Source organism: Alkalibacterium sp. s-m-28 (genome assembly GCF_054658175.1).
Window position 1 is genome coordinate 32149 of record NZ_BAAGIQ010000002.1, and the last position, 20470, is coordinate 52618.

Genomic DNA, 20470 nt, shown 5'->3' on the forward strand with positions numbered 1-20470 from the left:
GCTTCTTCAGTAAGCCGACTATGATAAACTGCAAACAAAGGAATACTACACTGAAAGAAGGTCATCCAATGAAAACCGCTCAGCAATGGATCAAGGAGCTCGATCTGAAGCCGCATCCTGAAGGTGGATATTACCGGCAGACGGATCTGTCCGACGCCCAGTACAATAAGCCGGACAGATCCTTGCCCTTATATACTAACATCTATTTTCTACTGACGGAAAACAACCCGTCTCATCTTCATCGGCTGTCTTCTGATGAACTATGGTTCTTTCACGACGGCAATCCACTCACGGTTCATTCTCTGACTCCAGAAGGGACATATACTGAGACGACCCTGGGACTGGAAACTGACCAGCAGCTGCATCATACCGTGCCGGCCGGAACCATTTTCGGATCAACTGTCGAACAAGGCTACGCACTGGTCAGCTGTGCAGTCATCCCAGGCTTTGATTTTTCGTAATTCACACTCTTTACTAAAGACGATCTGTTAAAGACTTATCCTGACCATTCTGATATTATAAACAAACTAGCCTACGACACCTTACCTGAATAGGGGGGTGTCATAGGCTAGTTTTTCAAATCAACTATTCATTTGCGGGGAATCGGGCTCGAGCTGAAAGGATTCAACATTTTCATAATTATAATATACTTCCTCTAACCCCGCATCATAAGTCCGAAAAATATTAGCCCCTTTTTTACCTCTTCAGTTAAAAAATCACACTTTCGTCACCATCTAGGAGTTAATTCCGTTAAAACTCATCACGTGCGTTTCGTAGACTAATAAAGTCTTCAAGTGTCTCCGCCTTGAGAAATAGGTTAATAGCCTTCTCTTTTCCAATGGTAGACGGCAAAGTAGGTTTATCCTGCTCTCTCATCTCCTCAACTTTTTTAAGCGCATCCGTAATCGTCTGATTATCGGGCTGAACCAACTGAGCAAACGTCAGATTCGTCTGAGTGTATTCATGACCCGCATACACTAGAATATCGTCATCGAGCGTGTTAAATTTCTGCAGGGCCTCATACTGCGCTTCATAATCTCCAGTAAAGACTCGTCCGCACCCTCCGGAAAACAGAGCATCTCCACAGAACAGGGCTCCTTCTGTCAGATAACTGATGTGCTCATAGGTATGTCCTGCCGTTTTCATCACCTTGAATGTCTGATTCAACAATGTAAATGTGTCCCCATCTTTGACAATATGATCAGCCAGCTGCTTCGTTTCTACTGGCCCATATACCGGTGTTCCAGGGTACTCTTTAAGAACAGCTTTCACTCCGCCTATATGGTCATTATGCTCATGGGTTAAAATAATCGCATGCAGGACTAAATCCTTATCTTTCAGATGTTTGATGACTCCTTCAGATTCTCCAGGATCTACAACGACTGCCTCTTGACCCTCTTCGATCACCCAAATGTAGTTATCAGAAAATGCTTTGACTGGATAAACATGCATTTGACTCGCTCCTTTTTATATTATTCTATAACCTTACCTTATGATTTTATTTTGCATGACAGTCCTTATGTTTTTAGAAATAATGTCATAATAGAGGTATTCTTTTCTATCTACTTAGATTATACTATAAGCAAATCAGTGATGAGGAGGATATCCCTTATGTCTCAAGAATTTGCATATGAGTGGTTAAATGTCGCCAGTCTGTTTTTCGGGCTGTTAGCCTGGGCCATTCCAGCTTATCAAATTGTCCGACCGATTAGACGAACTTACAATCAGTCGCTACTTGTTCTGAGCAGTTTTGCCTTTTGTACTGCCGCCTTATGGTTACATCTCCTGTACAACAATCACCTAGTCCAGATTCAGGATTGGGGAGCCTTACTTGATACCAGCTCCGTACTGACTTGGGTAGCCGGCATTCTTCTACTTGTCACCATTGTACTCAACATCTTCAGTATCAGATCTTATGCTCAACTGAGAGTAAAGAAGTAAGGTCAGGTCCTCCCTCTTTTAGTGAACAAAATCTCGAAAAAAGTAATCTTAACAGCAGATCCAGATGATTTTAAAATGAAGAATAATCTTGTCGTATAATTTCATATGTCATGATATCGCAGAGGCCAGTATTGTTTATGGCTACTTGTCTTCTAAGCCCTATATATGTAAGACCAGATTTTTCGAGTACTTTCCCAGAGCCCACATTTCTTGGATCTACATGGGCTTCAATACGATTTACATCAGCATCTTTGAATAGAAAGAAGACGATTTCCTTTAGTGTTTCAGTCATGAGTCCTTTATTCCAGTATTCTTTTCCAATACAGTAACCTAACTCAACGGACTCTACCCTTGGGCTTATCGATACTACACTGATACTTCCAATCGGTTCTCCAGTTTCCTTTAATATTATGCACCATCTGTATGTATCCGGATCATCGTAGCTTAAAATCCAGTTTTTCAACAGAGAACGCGTCTCGTCACTGTTTTCATGTGCAGGCCATGTTAAAAATTGCGTCACTTCAGTATCATTGGCCCAGTTTTTATACATCAAATCCGCATCATTTTCTTCAAATTTCCTCAATAGTAACCGTTCTGATTCTATCTCCTGAGTTCCACAATGATTCATGTCACATGCCTCCAGTATATTTTCTAGAATTAATTGATATGCTATTGAGTTTTAGATTTCACCCCAACATCCTATCTGATAAAGTAGAATGTTTAGTTATTTAGTACGAGAAATCTATTTCAAAACGGTAAGCTTCTCCAGTTCCTGAAAAGTTGAGCATGCACAAGAAGCATACTTTATATATCTACTCAATGCGTGTTTTCATTATATCAAAGCTATGTTTATTTTGTATAAACAAATAAGATCCGCTGAAAATCTCAAGTAGACTTTCAGCGGATCCCATTTTTTTTACGGACTTTTTTGCAGCCCTAGATTCCATCTTTTTAGACGGAATCAACAGGAGTCTTATTTGATTAAACTATTCCTGCTCTTACCATATAAGGTTGTACCAGATCTGGATAGAAGTGCCTAAAATGAGCATAGCTAAAATCCATTGCAGCACCTGGGTATTTGTCCGCTGACCAATTTTAGCTCCGATAGGTGAAGCAATCAAGCTCGCAATAATCATAACCGCTGCCGGCATAAAGAGCACTTGATTGGTTGCTACTTTTCCTACTGTAGAACCAATAGACGATAAAAAGGTAACGGCAAGTGAGGTTGCTATAGTGACTCGTGTCGGTAGCTTCAAAACGGTGAGCATAATAGGTATCAACAGAAATGATCCAGCTGCACCAACAATCCCCGAAGCAACTCCAACGACAAAAGAAAGGCCGGAAGCAAGTGGTTTGTTGAAAGAAATTAAATGCGCGGGCTGATCAGGAATTTGCTTTTTAGGCATCAAAATCATGACGACTGCAATTGTTGCCAGTATTGCATAGACCAAATTGACAGCAGTTTCCTCAAAAAATCCCGAAGCAAAAGCTCCGATGAAACTTCCCAGCAAGATACTACTTCCCATATAGATAACTAGCTTCCTGTGTAAATACCCTGTGCCTTTGTATGCCCACACACCTGCGATTGTTGCGAAAAAGACCTGTACGGCACTGATACCAGATACTTCATGAGCTGTTAGCGCACTAAACCCTAACATAGGGGGGATAAACAGAAGCATCGGGTACTTGATAATCGATCCGCCCACTCCTACCATACCGGATATAAACGAACCGATAAATCCAATAAGAAAAATTGTAACTATATATGAGATATCCATAAAATCCTCCTATACAACTGACTAAGGAAAGGAGAGACTATTTTTGTCTCTCCAAATTTAATCAGCTATTCCCCTTTTTTAATATGGAATGTCAAGACATCATTTGTTTCATTGGTATCTAACAATTCATGTCCGGAAGATTTTGCCCATGCTTGGAAATCTTTCAAAGCCCCTTTATCCGTTGCCTGAACTTCTAAAATTTCACCTGTGTTCATCGATTTAATTTCTTTTCTTGTTTTAACAATTGGCATTGGGCAAGCTAATCCTTTTGCATCTAAAACTTTGTGTACGTTCATATTATTGTCTCCTTCAAAATTATACTTAAATTATATATATTTAACTTATCTAACTGCACAACGGTTTGGTCCGATTTCCATTTCACGTTGCTCATCTTTATCTGGATCTAATTTCCCCATATTAGTTTGCCTAATATTCTGATAAGCATTTGGCTGTTTAGGAAGGTTTTTTGTTACAGTAGAACGAAATTCTTCTTCACTCTCAATATTCAAACCATGATTATTTTCAAATAGAACGCCAAGTTTCTCAGCAACACTGCCGTCATCATTCAATTCGTCAACGATCATGAAATGTGCTGGAAGAACAGTTAATTCTTTAGGCAATTTTTTATAAGTATTATAAAGTGAGGATCTCAAGTCGCCGACCCAGTCCTCAGCCTTACCAGCCAAGTCTGGACGTCCGATTGAATCTACAAACAAGATATCACCTGACAGTAAATAAGCCTCATCAATTATAAACGATGTTGAACCAATTGTGTGACCTGGTGTATACAAGGCATTCACATTAATTCTGGACTCGCCGACTTTTATAGAAGTACCTTCTTCGAGCGGGTTGAACTCAAAGGCAGCTTCTTCTATATCCTTAGGAGGCAGCCAGTATGCGGCACCTGTTTTGCGAGCAATTTCGCGTCCGCCTGAAATATGGTCAGCATGAAGATGTGTATCTAGCACATTTGTAATGGTTGCCCCATTATCCTCTGCGAGTTTCAAGTAGGGATCTATCATTCGAGCTGAGTCTATCACTACTGCTTCAGTTCCAGACAAGACCATATAAGACAAGCATCCTTTACCAAGTCGAACAAATTGGTACAATTCGCCTCCCTCTTTCAAGTCGTCTATTTTTACTGGTTCCAAGTATTCACTCCATGCTTTCATTCCACCTGAAAGATAAGAGGCAGATACACCTTCTTCAACGAGCATCTCAGCAACCATCACCGATGAACCCTCTTTTGCACAAACCACCAGTAATTCCTTATCTGAAGGAAGCTGAGTCAGAACATCTTCAACTCCATCCAGTAAGTCGAAATATGGGATATTTAAATACTCAAAGTTAACTCCATCAACTTTCCAGTCTTCAAAAGCATTTTCGTTTCTTACATCCAGTATAAAAAGATCTTCTTTCGAAATGACTTTCTGTGCCAGTTCTTTTGCTGTTAAAGCAGATAGAGTCACGTTTACTTTCTCATTATTCCATTCACTCATGCCCGGTTTGACGTTTACAACGTCTCTGTACCCATTTTCGGCTAAAAGACTTGCAGCCATGTCACTTCTATTGCCCGTCCGGCACACAACATAAATAGGTTTATCGTCAGACAGTTCACTCATTCTGTCTTTTAAATCCCCTAGTGGAATAGAGGTAGCTCCCGGAATATGAAACTCTTCGTATTCTTCCGGTTCTCGGACATCAAGGACCGTCAACTGTTTTTCAGTTTGAAGTAGCTTGTTCAGTTCATCATTGGAGGTCAAATTCGGATAAGGTGACGTGTTTTTCCCTTCACCTGACGATCGGAGGTAATGCTTCAGCACACCTTCACTGTCGACCGTTCCAAGGTAGTCATGTCCGGTCTTTTCTGCCCATGCTTTCAAGTCTGCTGTTGATCCCTTATCAGTCGCTTGAACTTGTACTATTAGTCCAGATTTTATATCTTTCAATGCCTTTTTCGTTCGGACTATCGGCATCGGACAAGCTAAACCTTTCGCATCAACTAATAAGTCATGTGCTATTTCTTTCACTCTTTCCATCTCCTTTAGGTTGAAATTTATTTTTTTTAGTTACGTTGGCTTAAATAAACATATTGACTGCGCCGTCTTCAGCTTCAGCCAAGTATGCTGCAACACCAGCATATTCAGTTGACTCTCTTAATTCGATTTTATCCAGACCAAGCAAATCCATTGTCATCGTACATGCAATCAAATTTATTTCCTGTTCCTCAGCCATTTCAATTAAATCGGACAGTGGCATTGCATTGTGTTTTTTCATAACTTTTTTTATCAGTTTTGGTCCAATTCCCATAAAATTCATGTTAGATAGTCCCATTTTTTCTGGACCTCTCGGCATGATTTTTCCGAATGCTTTTTCAAGCAGGTTCTTTTTAACCTGAATTGGTTCGTCTTTACGTAAGGCATTCAACCCCCAAAACGTATGGAAAATCGTCACTTCATGATCATACGCAGCTGCTCCGTTTGCAATAATATAAGCTGCCATAGCCTTATCATAGTCTCCACTAAATAAGATAATATTGGTTTTTTTCTGTTCGCTCATTAAGCATCCCTCACTTATTTTTCCCAATTGGGTATCTATTATATAGATCAAGCAGATTGTAATCTGTTGTTTGATCTATACGAGTCAATGTCACAAACACATAATATACCCTATACGGTATTATTGTCAAGTTGCTTATTCGTATTTGTCATTGTTTACTCAACCCGATCTCACTATAATCCCTTTATAAAGGCGTTTGTGTCTTTTAAAAAAATCTATTAATCTCTAGTTTGTGAATTTTTACCGTAGTCCAGCTTCTACCATAAAAACAAGAAGATATTATTTATCTATACATATATATGTCTTTTCCCAGCATAACTTCTAATAATAAGCAAAATAATCGAAATTTCATGTGCTTTTTTTATAAAAAGTAAAAGTCTATCAGCCTTGTAGTCTATTTATATTGAGTATACTAATTTTTTATACCCACATAGGGTATTTTATACTCTATCAATTCACTACCACAAAATTTAACCGGCAACTAAAGTCAGTTTTCTATTTTGCAGTCGCTTGGTGAAAACTTCTATATGGACTCCCAATTATTTCACAGTCGTTTCATTAATGAATTAACTAAATTAAAGTTTGGTATTTAACTTATACAGGAGTTTTGTGCTTGAATCTGTCAATCATCAAAACGGTTAGCTGTAAATTGTTTACAATTATGATTAGGTTGTAAACAAGTATACTAATGCGCGAAACATCAGCACTATGATTCTAAGTACTGACAAAACCTGTTAAAAAAATATATCCAGCTACTTATTTTTAAGCCACCTCCTACCTTCCTGTCACTATATAAGCATAGCCTCACAACCATAATCTCCAGGTTCATTAATGTGCGTTTCTCTCAGCCTCTTTTTTCTGCTATTATATCTCTATAATAAGTTTTGGGGGTAAGAACAATGAAATTCAAGCAGAATATCCGGGGGAATGTGGCCTTGGGGGTCAATCCACTGGGGTGCAGGCAAGAAGTATTGAACCAGATCGAGTATGTGAAGAGTAAGGGGCACTACGATGCACCTAAAAAGGTCCTGATCATCGGTGCTTCTTCAAGCTACGGACTGGCTACCCGAATCAGTCTGGCATTTGGAGCAGGGGCAGATACGATCGGTGTCTCATTTGAAAAAGGCCCTAAGAGCGAACGTAATCTGGGAACAGCCGGCTGGTACAACAACATCGCTTTCCGCGAAGCAGCCGAAAAAGAAGGACTGGTAGCTAAGAACTTCGTAACTGACGCTTTCAGCCATGATGCTAAGCAGGAAGTCATCGACTACATCAAAAACAAATTCGGCGGAAAAGTTGATCTTGTGGTCTACAGTCTAGCAAGCGGACGCCGCACTGATCCGGATACTGGTGAAACTTACACCTCTTCAATCAAAGCGATTGGAGATAAAGTAGTCGGACCGAACATCAACATGCAGAAAGAAGAATTCTTCACAGATACTCTGGAGCCTGCAACTGAACAGGAAATCGCAGATACCGTTAAAGTTATGGGTGGCGAAGACTGGGAACTATGGATGAAGGCGCTCAAAGAAGCTGATGTCTTGTCCGATGGTGTACTGACGACCAATTATTCATATTTAGGTACAGAACTGAATCGCCCTTATTACGGCGGAGGTACCCTCGGACAGGCAAAAGCAGACTGTGACGTCAAAGCAGACAACATCAACAAGCTCCTGGCAGATATCAACGGAAAAGCTCAAATCGTTGTTGCAACAGCGGTAACGACTAAAGCCAGCTCAGTCATTCCTTTCTTTATCGTCTACTGTATCGGCCTGTACAAAGTGATGTCTGAAAAAGGCACGCACGAAACACCGATCATGCATCAGGACAGAATTTACCGTGAGATGATCTACGGAGACAAGCCTGAATACGATGACGAAGGACGACTACGACCGGACAGCTGGGAACTAGACAGTGACACTCAGGCTGAAACAGAAGAGCTGATCATGAAACTGAACGAAGATAACTTCAATACCGACATGACTGCTTATGACTTATTCTATAAAGAATTCTCAAACTTAAGTGGCTTCATGGTCGATAATTACGTCGAAGAAGACATTACAATCGATGAACTGAAGTCCTGGGAATACTAATTTAAATGCTGTAAAAAAGGGTACGACATCAGTGTCATACCCTTTTTCTACTGCTTATATCGCTTCTACAGATCCTGTTGGTCTTCCTTACTTTATTTCCTTATTATAAGGCTATGTGCCATCCTCTTCTTCACCCTTATACTCAGTTCATTTAGATCCGCCACTGACAGGCTTTAATATATACGTGGGTCTCGTTTTTTATTGGAACATGTTCTGCCTCAAGCAAGTCTCTCTGCTCGCCCCAGCCAGGTGTCAGCCTTCCCGCATGATTGACTACTCTGTGGCATGGATAGCTCCCGTAGAACTCTGCCATGCTCAAAACCCGTCCCACTAATCGAGCGTTCCGTTCTCTTCCAATCAGTCTGGCAATCTGGCCATATGTCGCCACTTTACCGATTGGTATTTCTTCTACGACAGATAGGATTTCATAAATTAAATCTTCATCTAAGATCTTTGACACGGCTATCCCCCACTATCATATTCCATATTATTGTATGTCTTCTTATGAGCTGGACGATAACTCTTCTATCAACTAGTTATTTTTTATTCTATATATGATCGAAAGATACACTCAAGTCTAGCCCTAACAACGTTTACTAATAAACCTGAACATTACTTACGAGCTTTGCGGACTTTCAGCGTCTTGCCTTTAACGGTCCGGTCCTGCATTTGAGAAATGACGTAAGGTCCTTTGCCGTTCATGATTTCAACGTACGTCACATTTTCCTGAATCGTGATGATGCCGATATCTTCGGCTGATACATCTCTGATACTGGTCAGTGTCCCCACAAAATCAACGGCACGCAGCTTTTTCTTCTTGCCGCCATTGAAGTAGACCTTAGTGATGTCTTTGTTAAGTTCTTTGTTTCGGGCATTTTTCGGCTTGATTCGTGCATTTATTTTCTTGTCAAACGCTGCTTTCGAACGGGCTACCAGACGTTCATTAGGCGCAAAAATTTCTGTCAGTTCCTGGCCATCATTGAAAGCGAAGGCGAGAATATCCTGCCAGCGTCTCTGGTCCTGCTCACTGACCATGGTCAATGCCAGTCCTCTTCTGCCAGCCCGGCCAGTACGACCGGTCCGGTGCGTATAGCTCTCTTTTTCAAATGGCACATCATAATTCACGACATGTGTCAGATTGTCTACGTCGATCCCACGAGCCGCTACATCGGTCGCCACCAGATAACGAAGTCTACCAGATCGGAAGGCATCCATGACAGCCAGACGGTCATCCTGATCCATCCCGCCGTGCAGCTTATCGATCGGCAGGTCCGCTTTATTCAGATACGTTTCCACCGCATCAACGGTGTCTTTCGTGTTACAGAAGATAATGCAGGCATCGGGATTTTCTACAGTCAATAGATCCATGAGCTGTCTCTGCTTACCTGCTTCTTCCACGTTGATATAGGAATGAAGAATCTTTGGCGTGTTCTGTTCAGAAGCCTCGATTTTGACAGATTTCCGGTCGTCACGCATGTAAAAACTGGCCAGCCGGTTGATTTCCTCCGACATGGTTGCGGAAAACAGCATTGTCTGGCGTTCCTGCGGCAAGTGTGCAATAATATCCTCCACCTGATCGATGAAGCCCATGTTGAGCATTTCATCTGCCTCGTCTAGAACGATACTGCTGACTTTGTCGACGACCAGAGTCCCTTCTTTCAAGTGTTCCAATAAGCGCCCCGGCGTACCGACTACGATATGACTTTTCTGCTTCAGTTCGGACTTCTGCGTTTTGAAGGGGGCCTTACCAAATACGGCTGTGACCTTTATCCGCTTCAACCGGCCGACATTCATCAGATCCTCCTTGACCTGCAGAGCCAGCTCACGGGTCGGAACCATGATCAGTGCCTGAGGCTTATTCTCTTCCCACTCTGCCTGTTCACACAGGGGAATGCCGAAAGCGACAGTCTTGCCGCTCCCTGTCTGAGATTCCACGATAATGTCTTTATTCTCTAATGCCAACGGAACGACCGCTTCCTGCACCGCCGTCGGGTTGAAGTAGCGCAGAATTGTCAGTGCTTTTACTATCTCGGGACTGATCCCGAATGATTCGAATGATGTCTTGATTTTAGATTCCTGCTTTCTTTTTCTTTGCTGAATGCAAACAGCATCTTTCAGCTTAATATTTTTTTCCTTAATAAATCCAGATTCTTTTAGTAGAACCGTCTGAAGTCTCCAGTCTACCACTCTAAGGCATATGTATAAACATTTTTATTGCTTAGTTTGATCACTGTACTCCCTACAAATGAAGAGATAACACCTGGATAAAGATTACATGTACTATATCATTCTTCTACCTTCACACAATTTTCAATAAGTTGCCGGATTTTTTTATGCACGATTTCCTGGAATTTCGTATATACTTAATAAGTAACACTTGTTAGCATTAAAATGAACCAACGCCTCATTGGTTAACGAAGGAGAGCGGTATGATTAAAACTCATCCATTGTGGGACACTTATCCTACTATTCAAGCCTCTTTACTGGAGTGTCTTGAACTTATTATAGAAAAAATCACCATTGAAAATAAGGAAATTGAAAAAACGGTCACGGCTCTGATAAAGAGTCAGGGAAAATTACTTAGACCCGCTTACCTTCTGCTTTTTTCACAATTAGGTTCTGTTTCAAAAGATACACATAAAAAAATCATAGCGGCCGCTGCCTCGACAGAAGTTCTGCATTTAGCCACACTCATTCATGACGACATCATAGACGAGTCAGACACGCGCCGCGGAAGTGAGACGGTCCAGTCCAAGCATGGCCAAGACGTGGCTGTTTATACAGGGGATTTGCTGATTTCGGTGTATTTCGAACTGCTGGCAGAGGCAACGGACTCCATCGATCTTATTCAGCTGAATACCCAGTCGATGAAGCGGGTCCTGATGGGTGAGCTTAATCAGATGTCCCATGTCTACAATACAGACATCACCTATACTGACTATCTAGAAAGCATTAAAGGCAAGACCGCTCAGCTATTTGAACTGAGCTGTTATGAAGGAGCCTACCTTGGCCAATCTGATCCCGAGATTATTGAACTCAGCCGGTCGATCGGTCAGGATATCGGCATCGCTTTTCAGATGCTGGATGATATTCTGGATTACACGCAGACTTCAGAAAAGCTCTCAAAACCCGTTTTAAACGACGTGAAACAAGGCATCTACACCCTCCCGCTCATTCTAGGCCTGGAGAGCAACAAAGAAGCCTTTCTTCCTCTTTTAGAAAAAGGCGAGGACTTGTCTGATACGGAACTGGACTCCCTGGTCACTTTGCTGCATGATCATGACTGCATCGAATGGGCCCACCTTACTGTAAAGCATTACATTGATAAAGCTCTGGCATCCATTGACAGCCTTCCAGATCATTCTGGAAAAGATGTCCTGTATTCATTGACCAAGACCCTACTGACAAGAGAAGATTAGAAAAGGAGAGTATTATGACAGTCAAACAATATATATTACTTGCCCAATTGGAAACTACTACAACCAGTATCTTTCCTGCCCTTATCGGTATCCTCTATGCCTGGTACAATTACGACAGCTTCCGTCCGGTCTTTTCACTTCTAGGCATGCTTACGGTCGTCCTTTTCCACATAGCCGTCAACATTCGTGACAGCTACTTAGATTACTATATTGCAGATAACAAGAACTCGGACATTACTCAGGAAATGGTCGTAGGTAAAGAAAACATCCCGCTTAACAATGTCCGGATCGCCTATATTATTTCCGGAGCAGTCGCCTTAGTCATTGGCTTGTGCTTAGCGCTTCAGACCTCGCCTATCCTGTTCTTTATCGGCTTCGGAGGAATGCTGATCGGTGCGCTCTATACCTTCGGGCCTATTCCCATTTCCAGTACACCTACGGGGGAATTCTTCGTCGGCTTATCTATGGGCTTTTGTATCTTTACAGCCATGGTTTACGTCAACGCCTTTGACGTCGTTCAATTCGACCTGGTCACGATCGGCCAGTTCATCGTCGCATCCGTTCCTACATCGATTACAGTCATGGCCATCTTACTGGCCAATAACATCTGCGACCTGGAAGAAGATATTGAAGATAACCGGTTCACCCTGCCTTATCATATCGGCGTAGACAAAGCGCTGACGGTCTACAGATATTTTTACTACGCTGCTTATATTTCGATCATTTTATCCGTCATTTTTGGGACCTTCCCAAGGTTAGTGGCATTGTCCTTATTGACTTTCCCATATGTCCTGAAAAATATTCGTATCTTCATGAAGGAACAAGACAAACAGACCACCTTTATGACATCGATCATCAATTCAGCCGTCATACCCGTTCCAATCATCATCACCTTCTTCATAGGCGCCTGGTTGAATATTTAAGTCTTTAATTACCCAATAAAAAATCAGTGATGCTCTGAGGGTATGTTCCTTCAGTACTCATCACTGATTTTTTGTTTAAAATATGATGGATTCTTAAGCTGACTTGTCCTGGATGAGCGAGTTGTTCATCCAATCAGTTAGTTCAAAAATGCGTAGTGGCCTTATTCATGATAGAATGAAGATAAGACATTATTGGAGGATGATATTATGAACCAAGAACTCGTTGAAATTTGCCTGCGCGTCAGAGACATTGATGCGACGCTGGACTTCTATACCAATCTATTTGATTTTGAAATAGCCAGCCGAAGAGAATTCCCAGAAAACAAATTTGATCTGATTTATCTGAACTCTCCCGGTTCTTCCGTACAAATCGAGCTGACTTACAATTACGATGCCGATCCTTATACAGTCGGAGACGGCTTCAGTCACCTAGGTGTGAGAGTCGATGACCTGGAAAAAATGCACGACATATGTAAAGCTTCAGCATATAAAACAGGTGAGCTAAAAGGCCTCTCAGGTGGCACACCAAGCTACTTCTTCGTAACAGATCCTGATGGTTACCGTATTGAAGTGAAACGCGCTAAGTAAACTTCTAAATATCATAAATGTAAGCATACTGGCTGATGCCAATATGCTTACATTTTTTTCAATCTAAAACAATTTAAAAATATTTAGTCACCTTTTTATTCTTCACGTCACTTTACTCTTGTAAGATTTATTCTTTTACTTAAAATTTATTCTAATTCGAAGCTATTGAATCTCTTTCTTTGGTAGGTCAACTTTCCATGATCTCCAACAACATACAAACGATAATTTTTTCTGGAAACATCTAGCACAATTCGTTCTCCTTCTTCTGTTTGAAAATAAAGAGAATACGTTGTTGAGCTGGACATACTATCTCCTGTGCTGTGTGCATTTGTTACTGTGTCCTTTTCCACCAGCTCAGCCTTAACTGTAACTGGTTCAGCTACAGAATTTAAATAAGCATTAATCAATAGATAACCAAACATAAAAATAAAACCAGCTATAACGATAAAGAATACAATATAAAATGCACCCATTTCCCAAAAGATATTTTCCATGTCTTTTCCTCCCAAACACATCTATATGCCTTTCTTATTAAAGGTTACAGCAACTCTATTTTTTAGTATTACTTTCTACTATCAAATTGATTATATATGAATCACTTATTAATATAAACAACTAATTCATTTATTAAAGCTTATTTTTGATGTCTTGAATTGTCAAATTAAGTGAAACGTTACTCCGAAAAATATTTAATAGGGTGTTTTCCAGTTTAAACATTTCATTAGACGTAAATTGGGTTTACTAAATATATATTGATTAATAGTTTGTCGTTCATTGACTGTATCCTTATTTGCTTTCTATAAACCATTTCATTATAATTATATTTAATATATTCATAAAATTAATTTATTTTTATATTAAATAAATCTACTGATAGTGTATCTAAATTCAGATATTACTTAGAATAGACAATCTAGTGGACGAAGAAAAAGAAAATGTGGGGATGATAATATGAAAAAAAGAGTTTTTGGAATGGCTTGTCTCTCTGTCTTAGTAATGACTGCGTGTGATTCAGAAGAGGAGACTACTTTTGATGACGAGTTCAAGGCTTCAATTGAAGAAGAGCCTGTTCAATTAACCTTTGATAATGGTGGACTTTTACTTAGCTTTTATCCGTCTGAGATGATATATTACGGGATAAATGAATACACAGATAATTACGACCTGCCATTTGAGCAACCAGATGAAAATGAGGACTATACTGAATATCAAGACTACACAGTTAAATTTAGCGAAGAAACTGATATCTTCACCGTGACAACTGAAGACGGTGTTTATGAACTGGAAATGCGAGGACCTAGACTATTTTGGGATGAAGAAAACAGCTTGAATATTTTGTCTACTAGGTCGTTTGCAGAAGAGTAGAACTAGAATTATTCTTGAAATTAAATGATAAGCCTTCAACTATCTGACGAAGTTTTCTTTAATCCTTTGTCTGATAGTTGAAGGCTTTTTTTCCTTATATAGAATAATAGTAGAAGCACAACAATTCATAAAATGACTTCTTATATAAAAAAATCCTTACTTATGATACGGTTCTTCGAAATGTATGTAAATGATTCTTTTGATATTGTTTATAAAAAAATACAGTTAATTTCATTGTTAATGTTGGATTCATCATTATTTCAGCCAAGGATGGCCTAGAGGAAATTGTTTCTTCAACGCTTCTTGAAGCCAACTTTTTTCCTTTAAAGACAATGAAGGGAAAACAACTTGGAAGTCTCTTGAATCCTTTTCTCTTAATTGCGATGAACCACCTTTATATAGCAATTGAATAGTAGGTTTTAAATAAGGAATATTATTTTTATTCTTATAAAATAATTCTGCTTTCGGGAATGTAATCATCTTTTCTCGCTGGTACATCCAATTATCAAGTTCACTATCCATCAACATAATTTGAAATGCCCAGGGAGATTGGCTGTTCTTTTTGACCCATACATCGTTGACGACATCGAGTTCTTCTCCTTCTAACCAAAGAGATAGCTTCCCCTCTTCTGCTTTGTATAGAGTCCACTCATTTTTCAAGAGTTGATAAACGATTTGGTGGTCTTCCCGAAAAATTACAACATCTGTGTCATCATGTTTTCGTGTTTTTCTTCCTAAGTACAAGTCTAGCGCCCAGCCACCAGCAATCCCCCAATTAATATGAGTTTCGGAAAAAATAGCACTCACTTCTTTTACGGTTAGTGGATCCCAATTGCTCAACTCGGCACTCAACGTCATCTCTCCTTTTATGTTGGAAATAACCGTAGTCCTTTTTTGCAACTAATTCACTAGTGTTGCATTAAACTCTTAATCATTTCATGGTATAAAAAAATCCTTTATAATAGAGATGGATGACTTATCCAAGACCAATACAAAGGACTTACAACATGGATAAGTATAATACAAAAACGACCATAAATAAATGGTTTTCATTCATAAAAACAGAAAATTTGAGCCTTACGGCTCGTCAGTCAATCCACCAATTTGATGCCTACACGAAGAAATTGACGTTTGAGCGTGTTCTTAAGCTATTTCTCTTCGCTATTAATAACGAAACGGAAAGTCTACGCCATCTAGACCAACAATTAGTGGACCCTAAGTTAAAGAAGGCCGTCGGTGTTAATCGAATCAGTTATTCCCAGCTTTCTCGAGCTTTAAAAGTTATCGATAATGAGGTCCTACTGGAGATTTTTTATCAGTTATTGTCACTCGTTCGTCAAAAGTCCGCGGGTCATTCGAATAAACGAGTCTATCTAATCGACTCCACAACGTTTTCGTTCAGCCAACCGTCCTATCCATGGGCTCAATTTCGTCAAACGAAATCTGGTGTCAAGCTACATTTGAGTGTGTGTTTTATGGAAAACGGCACTCTTCACCCTGAACAGTTTGAGATCTCTAACGCTGTGGAACATGATCATGATTTTCTAGATGTGCTAGTCAATAAACCCCTAGCGACTTACGTTTTTGACAGAGGCTACTTGGACTTTGAACGGTTCGATCAGCTCCATTGGGATGGTTACTTCTTTGTCACGCGAGTGAAGAAAAATACGATTGTGCATGTTCTTGACGCATTTGATACGTCCGAATCATCCGATGTCATTAGTGACCAGCTGGTTGCACTGGGGAAACAAAACTACCTCACTAGCCGCTTTCGACTGGTGACCATTCGCCGAAAAGGACGGTCTGATCTACGCATTGTCACCAATCACCATGATCTTCCGGCGGAAGAAATAGGAAAAATGTATCAGTCAAGATGGCAGATTGAATTGTTTTTTAAACATATCAAGCAGCACATGACCATCAAAACCTTTTTCTCAAAATCGGAAAATGGTGTGGCCAATCAGCTATGTCTGGCAATGATCGTTTACTTACTGACCTTACTCATAAAGCTCGAACTCAGTTTGAAACACACTTCTTTTCAAATTTTGAGACGGTTGCGGTCGGTTCAATTTGAACCATATGCGTATTTTAAGAAACTATTCGAGCCAGATTTAGTGTAAATCGTCGCAAACCGTTGTGGATAAAACAGAATAACATTAAAATTTTCTGGAAAAAGTCATCCCTTGCGTTAGCAATTGACTTTTTCCAGAAAATTGGCGAAAACGACTTGCGATTAAGTTAACAAGAGATAAATCTACCTTAATTATTTTTTTATGCAACACTAGTGCAACTAATTAAATTATTGCTTTCAATTATGTAAACATAATTACTCATCAAAAATTACATTAAAAAATACATAGGGAAAACAGAATCTTTGTAATTGGAATGCCTAGAGTTGAAACTCATATAGATTTTCATTTAGTTTTTCTCCACCCATTAGCTTTAGACGCTTCTCTACTAGATTACCACCAAGTTTTTTATAGAATTTATTGGCTGGATTATTTTCAAAAACAGATAATCCAACTACTCGATGGTTTCGATTTTTAAGTTCTGTAAAAGCTTTTTCTAATAATTGGGTACCAATTCCGCTTCCTTTTACATCATAATCGACATGAATCGCTTGAATCTCTGCCTCCCAATTTGGACATTCTTTAATTCGGTTCTCTCCTACTCCAACAAAGCCTACAACTTCATTATTCTGTTCAGCTACAAATACGTTTTCATTATCAATAGAACTACTTATAGCTTTCGAAACTTTCATACTATCCATTTCTTGTAATATTTCTTCAGGTACAATATTTTTGAAATTTTTTTGCCAACTAGCCACCATAATTTTAGCGATTTTATTCGCGTCTTCCTGCTCTGCTTTTCGTATAATCATAATTTATCCCCCTATATCAATACATTTCTTTACTTATTCTTAATGAATGTAATCTTCCTTTAGAGTCATGTAAGATGACGGTATCAGACTGTACTGTAATTTTCGTAAAAACCTCATTTACTTATGATACGGTTCTCCGTACCTATCCTAAATGAGGTACTCTTTATGCAACACTTCTATTTGAATACTTTAATAAATTCTTCATATTGAACTTGAAGAATTTTTAGCATCTGATTCAATTTTCATTAATGATATAAGGTTTCCATGAATTATACCATTTCTTTATTTCCTTATTTTACATACTAGTTTGTTTAGCTTGGTTCTACTTATTGAAATTCTATTATTGTTTAACTCCAGGCATTTTTTAATATTTTGAAAACGATGTAATCGAATTATAGACTCAACTTACTCAGTTTTTATTAATCAGTAAAGTAATTCTTAGACGGCTCTATCCTAAGTCTTCTACTATTTTTTAAAAAGTCGGTGTTTCAAAATCATAAGTTGAGTCTAAAAAACTTTGATAAATTTTAGTACCAAAAACACCTTCAACTATTACTTCTTCGCTCAATCCAATTTTATTCATCAAGAGACTTTCAGAAACCATTGATAATATATAAGTGGCACTTAGCATCTCATCAAAAGTAAAAATTTTTCCACTATTCCCATGTGCAAAATTATTCCTTGCTTTTACAGATTTACGAATAAATTCCATCCTATCTTCAGTGTTAAGAAAATCAGTTTTTGAGTGTTTAAATTTACCTTTTAACTTAACTGGGATCTCATCAAACAATCCAATTAATCTTTCTCTAAGTGTGAATTTCTTAACGTTATTAATATAGGTCAAAAGAAGTTCTTTTTCCTTTTCTTCTTTTCCATTTTTATTCTTGTAATCTTTTTTTGTCTTTTCTTTTAACTTTAAAATAATATCTTCGGTAAAAGTAGTTATTTTTTTATCAGCACCATAATACTCAGTGTGAAATGCTTCTAAGCTAGTAATCGAATCTATATAACTCGATTCCAAAAGATTTTTATAAGAATATAGTATCCTTAGATGTTGAACTATAGGTACTAATCCATCATAGTTTTCGAAAAAATTTGATAGGATTATATCAAAGTTCTCTGAAATTTTTTCAAAATTATATGCAGAATGGTGTTTTTGGAAGTTTTTTCGAGAGGGGTTTTCTTGGTTAAAATAAAACTGGCTATTTACTGGAATTTCATTACCCAATACATCATACCCAGTGGAACTATATTTAAAAGTACTTATTACTTGAGGAGCACCACTTAGTACGCAAATCAAGTTAGAAATTCTTCTTACGTCTTCTTTAATATCAATTATATTCTTAGCTTTACTATATTTGATATTAAAATACGGGATTGTTTTAAAAGTATCAACCAATCCTTCAGGTGTTAATTGTGAACTAGTAACATAGGAATAACCTATACTTAAAGTCGCACCTAAGCTCTGAATCTTGTACTCTTTCATTGGAATTTCTGAGTATTCTACACCTTTTCCTTTACTTAAACTTTTCCATACACTTGCATTTAATAATAGTGCTAGCTTATCAGTCGACCAATAAATTGAATTGGTTTCGAAATTTCTAACACTATTAATTGGTTTTTTATCGATGAACATATATTCTGCAAGCAGTTTTGTCTTAGTTAAATATTTATTCGATTCACTAATAACTCGTACGTTAAAAAGACTTATTATATCCTTTTGATTTTCGCCTATTAATTTTGTAAATTTCCTGTCGAAATCTAAATCACTATCTGGTAATTCTACAACTATACTACTTTGCGAATATCTTAGAATGCCGTAGTGTATCTTTTTTGAATCATCTATTAACCACTTTGCTTCAATCTCAAATTCTTCTGTAAGTTTATTTTTATCCATAATACCTCCATCTTCTAATCAATTAAACTTATTTAAGTATTTTAATTTCTTATAACACGGCTTTAAATTTTTAAAATAAAAACCTCATTTACTTATGATAAGGTTCATTCCGCATAATCCGAAAGGCACGATATACTTGCTCTACCAATATAAGTCGCATCAGCTGGTGAGGGTAGGTCATTTTTCCGAATGAAATTGTTGTGTCGCTGCGCTTCATGACGGCTTCGCTTAATCCTAGTGAGCCACCGATGACGAAGGCTATCTTGCTGCTTCCGTGGATCATGAGCTGTTCAATTTCTTTAGCGAATGATTCAGAGGTGCGTTCTTTTGATTCGATCGCCAATGCAAAGACGTAGGCCTGATCCGGGATTTTAGCTAGTATCCGCTCACCTTCTTTATCTTTCACTTGCACCATTTCTGCTTCGCTCAGATTCTCCGGTGCTTTTTCGTCCGGGACTTCGACTATTTTTATTTTTGTATAGGCACCAAGTCGTTTGGTGTATTCCTCGATGCCTTTCTTCAGATATTTCTCTTTCAGTTTTCCTACTGAGACTATAGTGATATCCATAACCGACTCCTTTTAGACCTGATCCAGAATTTTGGCCAGGATTCGTTTCATTTCAAAGTATTCTTCTTTTTCAAGCTTGATTTCTTTTGTAAATGCCAGAGGGACTTCTGCGATTTCAAACTCCAGCGCTTTTCCTTTTTCAGTCAGACTGACTTCGACCACGCGCTCATCCTGAAGCGACCGTGTCCGCTGGATCAGTCCTCTTTCTTCCATACGCTTGAGCATCGGTGTGAGCGTACCTGAATCAAGAAACAGTCTTTCGCCAAGTGCTTTGACGGATAAGGTGTCTGTTTCAAATAAAACCAGCAGCACCAGGTACTGTGGATACGTCACGTTGAATTTTTCCAGCAGAGGACGGTAGATTTTCGTAAATTGTCTTGTTGCTGCGTAAAGCGGAAAGCATAGCTGATTGTCCAGTTTTAATATGTCTAATGTCTTCTCGTTAATTCCTTCCCTAC

22 protein-coding genes are annotated in these 20470 nt (G+C 38.8%); 8 read left to right on the top strand and 14 right to left on the bottom strand.

Annotation, left to right across the window (positions count from 1 at the left end; all coding sequences use genetic code 11):
* Window positions 1-68 precede the first annotated feature (68 nt).
* Entirely contained in the window at window positions 69-461 is a 393-nt protein-coding gene (locus ACYQ4S_RS00725) for a cupin domain-containing protein (RefSeq protein ID WP_459768709.1), read from the top strand.
* A 289-nt stretch (window positions 462-750) separates the two neighbouring features.
* Here ACYQ4S_RS00725 and gloB read toward each other — a convergent pair whose 3' ends face one another.
* Window positions 751-1452 carry a hydroxyacylglutathione hydrolase gene (gloB, locus tag ACYQ4S_RS00730; protein ID WP_459768710.1) on the bottom strand — a complete coding sequence of 234 codons (702 nt, stop codon included), beginning with the start codon at window positions 1450-1452 and terminating at the stop codon, window positions 751-753.
* Window positions 1453-1611: 159 nt separating this feature from the next.
* Between gloB and ACYQ4S_RS00735 the strand changes: the two genes are divergently transcribed.
* On the top strand, window positions 1612-1941 hold the full coding sequence (locus tag ACYQ4S_RS00735) for a hypothetical protein (RefSeq protein WP_459768712.1): 330 nt from the start codon (window positions 1612-1614) through the stop codon (window positions 1939-1941).
* 70 nt (window positions 1942-2011) lie between these two features.
* Here the strand turns inward: ACYQ4S_RS00735 and ACYQ4S_RS00740 are convergent, their stop codons facing one another.
* The 5 genes from ACYQ4S_RS00740 to ACYQ4S_RS00760 form a co-directional block, all read right to left on the bottom strand.
* The gene (locus ACYQ4S_RS00740) at window positions 2012-2569 is read right to left on the bottom strand and encodes a GNAT family N-acetyltransferase (protein WP_459768714.1); all 558 of its coding nucleotides are present in this window, start codon (window positions 2567-2569) and stop codon (window positions 2012-2014) included.
* Between the two features lie 370 nt (window positions 2570-2939).
* Window positions 2940-3719, bottom strand: coding sequence for a sulfite exporter TauE/SafE family protein (locus ACYQ4S_RS00745; protein WP_459768716.1), 780 nt, complete (start codon window positions 3717-3719; stop codon window positions 2940-2942).
* A 65-nt stretch (window positions 3720-3784) separates the two neighbouring features.
* Window positions 3785-4015 carry a sulfurtransferase TusA family protein gene (locus tag ACYQ4S_RS00750; protein WP_459768718.1) on the bottom strand — a complete coding sequence of 77 codons (231 nt, stop codon included), beginning with the start codon at window positions 4013-4015 and terminating at the stop codon, window positions 3785-3787.
* A 45-nt stretch (window positions 4016-4060) separates the two neighbouring features.
* Window positions 4061-5749, bottom strand: coding sequence for a rhodanese-like domain-containing protein (locus tag ACYQ4S_RS00755; RefSeq protein WP_459768720.1), 1689 nt, complete (start codon window positions 5747-5749; stop codon window positions 4061-4063).
* A 49-nt stretch (window positions 5750-5798) separates the two neighbouring features.
* Window positions 5799-6278, bottom strand: coding sequence for a DsrE/DsrF/DrsH-like family protein (locus tag ACYQ4S_RS00760; RefSeq protein ID WP_091266931.1), 480 nt, complete (start codon window positions 6276-6278; stop codon window positions 5799-5801).
* Window positions 6279-7177: 899 nt separating this feature from the next.
* Between ACYQ4S_RS00760 and fabV the strand changes: the two genes are divergently transcribed.
* Window positions 7178-8371 (top strand): enoyl-ACP reductase FabV, encoded by a 1194-nt coding sequence (fabV, locus tag ACYQ4S_RS00765; protein ID WP_459768722.1) that lies wholly within the window; start codon window positions 7178-7180, stop codon window positions 8369-8371.
* Between the two features lie 151 nt (window positions 8372-8522).
* Here the strand turns inward: fabV and ACYQ4S_RS00770 are convergent, their stop codons facing one another.
* Entirely contained in the window at window positions 8523-8831 is a 309-nt protein-coding gene (locus ACYQ4S_RS00770) for an MGMT family protein (protein WP_459768724.1), read from the bottom strand.
* 152 nt (window positions 8832-8983) lie between these two features.
* On the bottom strand, window positions 8984-10558 hold the full coding sequence (locus tag ACYQ4S_RS00775) for a DEAD/DEAH box helicase (RefSeq protein ID WP_459768726.1): 1575 nt from the start codon (window positions 10556-10558) through the stop codon (window positions 8984-8986).
* A 242-nt stretch (window positions 10559-10800) separates the two neighbouring features.
* Here ACYQ4S_RS00775 and ACYQ4S_RS00780 point away from each other — a divergent pair, with 242 nt between their 5' ends.
* The 3 genes from ACYQ4S_RS00780 (at window position 10801) to gloA (ending at window position 13301) form a co-directional block, all read left to right on the top strand.
* Window positions 10801-11790, top strand: coding sequence for a polyprenyl synthetase family protein (locus tag ACYQ4S_RS00780; RefSeq protein WP_459768728.1), 990 nt, complete (start codon window positions 10801-10803; stop codon window positions 11788-11790).
* Between the two features lie 14 nt (window positions 11791-11804).
* A complete protein-coding gene (locus ACYQ4S_RS00785) occupies window positions 11805-12713 on the top strand; it encodes a UbiA family prenyltransferase (protein ID WP_459768730.1) in 909 nt (302 codons plus the stop codon).
* Window positions 12714-12920: 207 nt separating this feature from the next.
* Window positions 12921-13301, top strand: a complete 381-nt coding sequence (gene gloA, locus ACYQ4S_RS00790; protein ID WP_091266922.1) for a lactoylglutathione lyase — start codon at window positions 12921-12923, stop codon at window positions 13299-13301.
* A gap of 146 nt (window positions 13302-13447) precedes the next feature.
* On the opposite strand, the gene ACYQ4S_RS00795 is transcribed toward gloA, so the two are convergent.
* Window positions 13448-13795 (bottom strand): DUF2500 domain-containing protein, encoded by a 348-nt coding sequence (locus ACYQ4S_RS00795; protein WP_459768731.1) that lies wholly within the window; start codon window positions 13793-13795, stop codon window positions 13448-13450.
* Between the two features lie 457 nt (window positions 13796-14252).
* On the opposite strand from ACYQ4S_RS00795, the gene ACYQ4S_RS00800 reads away from it, so the two are divergent.
* Window positions 14253-14666 (top strand): hypothetical protein, encoded by a 414-nt coding sequence (locus tag ACYQ4S_RS00800; protein ID WP_459768733.1) that lies wholly within the window; start codon window positions 14253-14255, stop codon window positions 14664-14666.
* A gap of 255 nt (window positions 14667-14921) precedes the next feature.
* Here the strand turns inward: ACYQ4S_RS00800 and ACYQ4S_RS00805 are convergent, their stop codons facing one another.
* Window positions 14922-15518 carry a nucleotidyltransferase domain-containing protein gene (locus ACYQ4S_RS00805; protein WP_459768735.1) on the bottom strand — a complete coding sequence of 199 codons (597 nt, stop codon included), beginning with the start codon at window positions 15516-15518 and terminating at the stop codon, window positions 14922-14924.
* A gap of 155 nt (window positions 15519-15673) precedes the next feature.
* Here ACYQ4S_RS00805 and ACYQ4S_RS00810 point away from each other — a divergent pair, with 155 nt between their 5' ends.
* Window positions 15674-16786: an IS4 family transposase gene (locus ACYQ4S_RS00810; protein WP_459768736.1), complete on the top strand. Its 1113-nt coding sequence runs from the start codon at window positions 15674-15676 to the stop codon at window positions 16784-16786.
* Window positions 16787-17055: 269 nt separating this feature from the next.
* On the opposite strand, the gene ACYQ4S_RS00815 is transcribed toward ACYQ4S_RS00810, so the two are convergent.
* The 4 genes from ACYQ4S_RS00815 to ACYQ4S_RS00830 all read right to left on the bottom strand — a co-directional run bounded on the left by ACYQ4S_RS00815 (window position 17056) and on the right by ACYQ4S_RS00830 (window position 20459).
* A complete protein-coding gene (locus tag ACYQ4S_RS00815) occupies window positions 17056-17547 on the bottom strand; it encodes an N-acetyltransferase family protein (protein ID WP_459768738.1) in 492 nt (163 codons plus the stop codon).
* Between the two features lie 472 nt (window positions 17548-18019).
* Window positions 18020-19444, bottom strand: coding sequence for a HEPN domain-containing protein (locus tag ACYQ4S_RS00820; RefSeq protein WP_459768740.1), 1425 nt, complete (start codon window positions 19442-19444; stop codon window positions 18020-18022).
* Between the two features lie 88 nt (window positions 19445-19532).
* Complete coding sequence (gene rlmH / locus ACYQ4S_RS00825; protein WP_459768742.1) at window positions 19533-20012, bottom strand: 23S rRNA (pseudouridine(1915)-N(3))-methyltransferase RlmH; 480 nt, start codon at window positions 20010-20012, stop codon at window positions 19533-19535.
* A 12-nt stretch (window positions 20013-20024) separates the two neighbouring features.
* Window positions 20025-20459 carry a MarR family winged helix-turn-helix transcriptional regulator gene (locus tag ACYQ4S_RS00830; protein ID WP_459768788.1) on the bottom strand — a complete coding sequence of 145 codons (435 nt, stop codon included), beginning with the start codon at window positions 20457-20459 and terminating at the stop codon, window positions 20025-20027.
* Between the last annotated feature and the right edge of the window lie 11 nt (window positions 20460-20470).

Bases quoted from the DNA above. Each gene is read 5' to 3' on its own strand.
- ACYQ4S_RS00725 (WP_459768709.1), top strand. From the start codon at position 69: ATGAAAACCGCTCAGCAATGGATCAAGGAGCTCGATCTGAAGCCGCAT.
- ACYQ4S_RS00800 (WP_459768733.1), top strand. From the start codon at position 14,253: ATGAAAAAAAGAGTTTTTGGAATGGCTTGTCTCTCTGTCTTAGTAATG.
- gloB (WP_459768710.1), bottom strand. From the start codon at position 1,452: ATGCATGTTTATCCAGTCAAAGCATTTTCTGATAACTACATTTGGGTG.
- ACYQ4S_RS00820 (WP_459768740.1), bottom strand. From the start codon at position 19,444: ATGGATAAAAATAAACTTACAGAAGAATTTGAGATTGAAGCAAAGTGG.
- ACYQ4S_RS00760 (WP_091266931.1), bottom strand. From the start codon at position 6,278: ATGAGCGAACAGAAAAAAACCAATATTATCTTATTTAGTGGAGACTAT.
- fabV (WP_459768722.1), top strand. From the start codon at position 7,178: ATGAAATTCAAGCAGAATATCCGGGGGAATGTGGCCTTGGGGGTCAAT.
- ACYQ4S_RS00810 (WP_459768736.1), top strand. From the start codon at position 15,674: ATGGATAAGTATAATACAAAAACGACCATAAATAAATGGTTTTCATTC.
- ACYQ4S_RS00780 (WP_459768728.1), top strand. From the start codon at position 10,801: ATGATTAAAACTCATCCATTGTGGGACACTTATCCTACTATTCAAGCC.
- ACYQ4S_RS00745 (WP_459768716.1), bottom strand. From the start codon at position 3,719: ATGGATATCTCATATATAGTTACAATTTTTCTTATTGGATTTATCGGT.
- ACYQ4S_RS00785 (WP_459768730.1), top strand. From the start codon at position 11,805: ATGACAGTCAAACAATATATATTACTTGCCCAATTGGAAACTACTACA.
- ACYQ4S_RS00750 (WP_459768718.1), bottom strand. From the start codon at position 4,015: ATGAACGTACACAAAGTTTTAGATGCAAAAGGATTAGCTTGCCCAATG.
- gloA (WP_091266922.1), top strand. From the start codon at position 12,921: ATGAACCAAGAACTCGTTGAAATTTGCCTGCGCGTCAGAGACATTGAT.
- ACYQ4S_RS00735 (WP_459768712.1), top strand. From the start codon at position 1,612: ATGTCTCAAGAATTTGCATATGAGTGGTTAAATGTCGCCAGTCTGTTT.
- rlmH (WP_459768742.1), bottom strand. From the start codon at position 20,012: ATGGATATCACTATAGTCTCAGTAGGAAAACTGAAAGAGAAATATCTG.
- ACYQ4S_RS00795 (WP_459768731.1), bottom strand. From the start codon at position 13,795: ATGGAAAATATCTTTTGGGAAATGGGTGCATTTTATATTGTATTCTTT.
- ACYQ4S_RS00740 (WP_459768714.1), bottom strand. From the start codon at position 2,569: ATGAATCATTGTGGAACTCAGGAGATAGAATCAGAACGGTTACTATTG.
- ACYQ4S_RS00815 (WP_459768738.1), bottom strand. From the start codon at position 17,547: ATGATTATACGAAAAGCAGAGCAGGAAGACGCGAATAAAATCGCTAAA.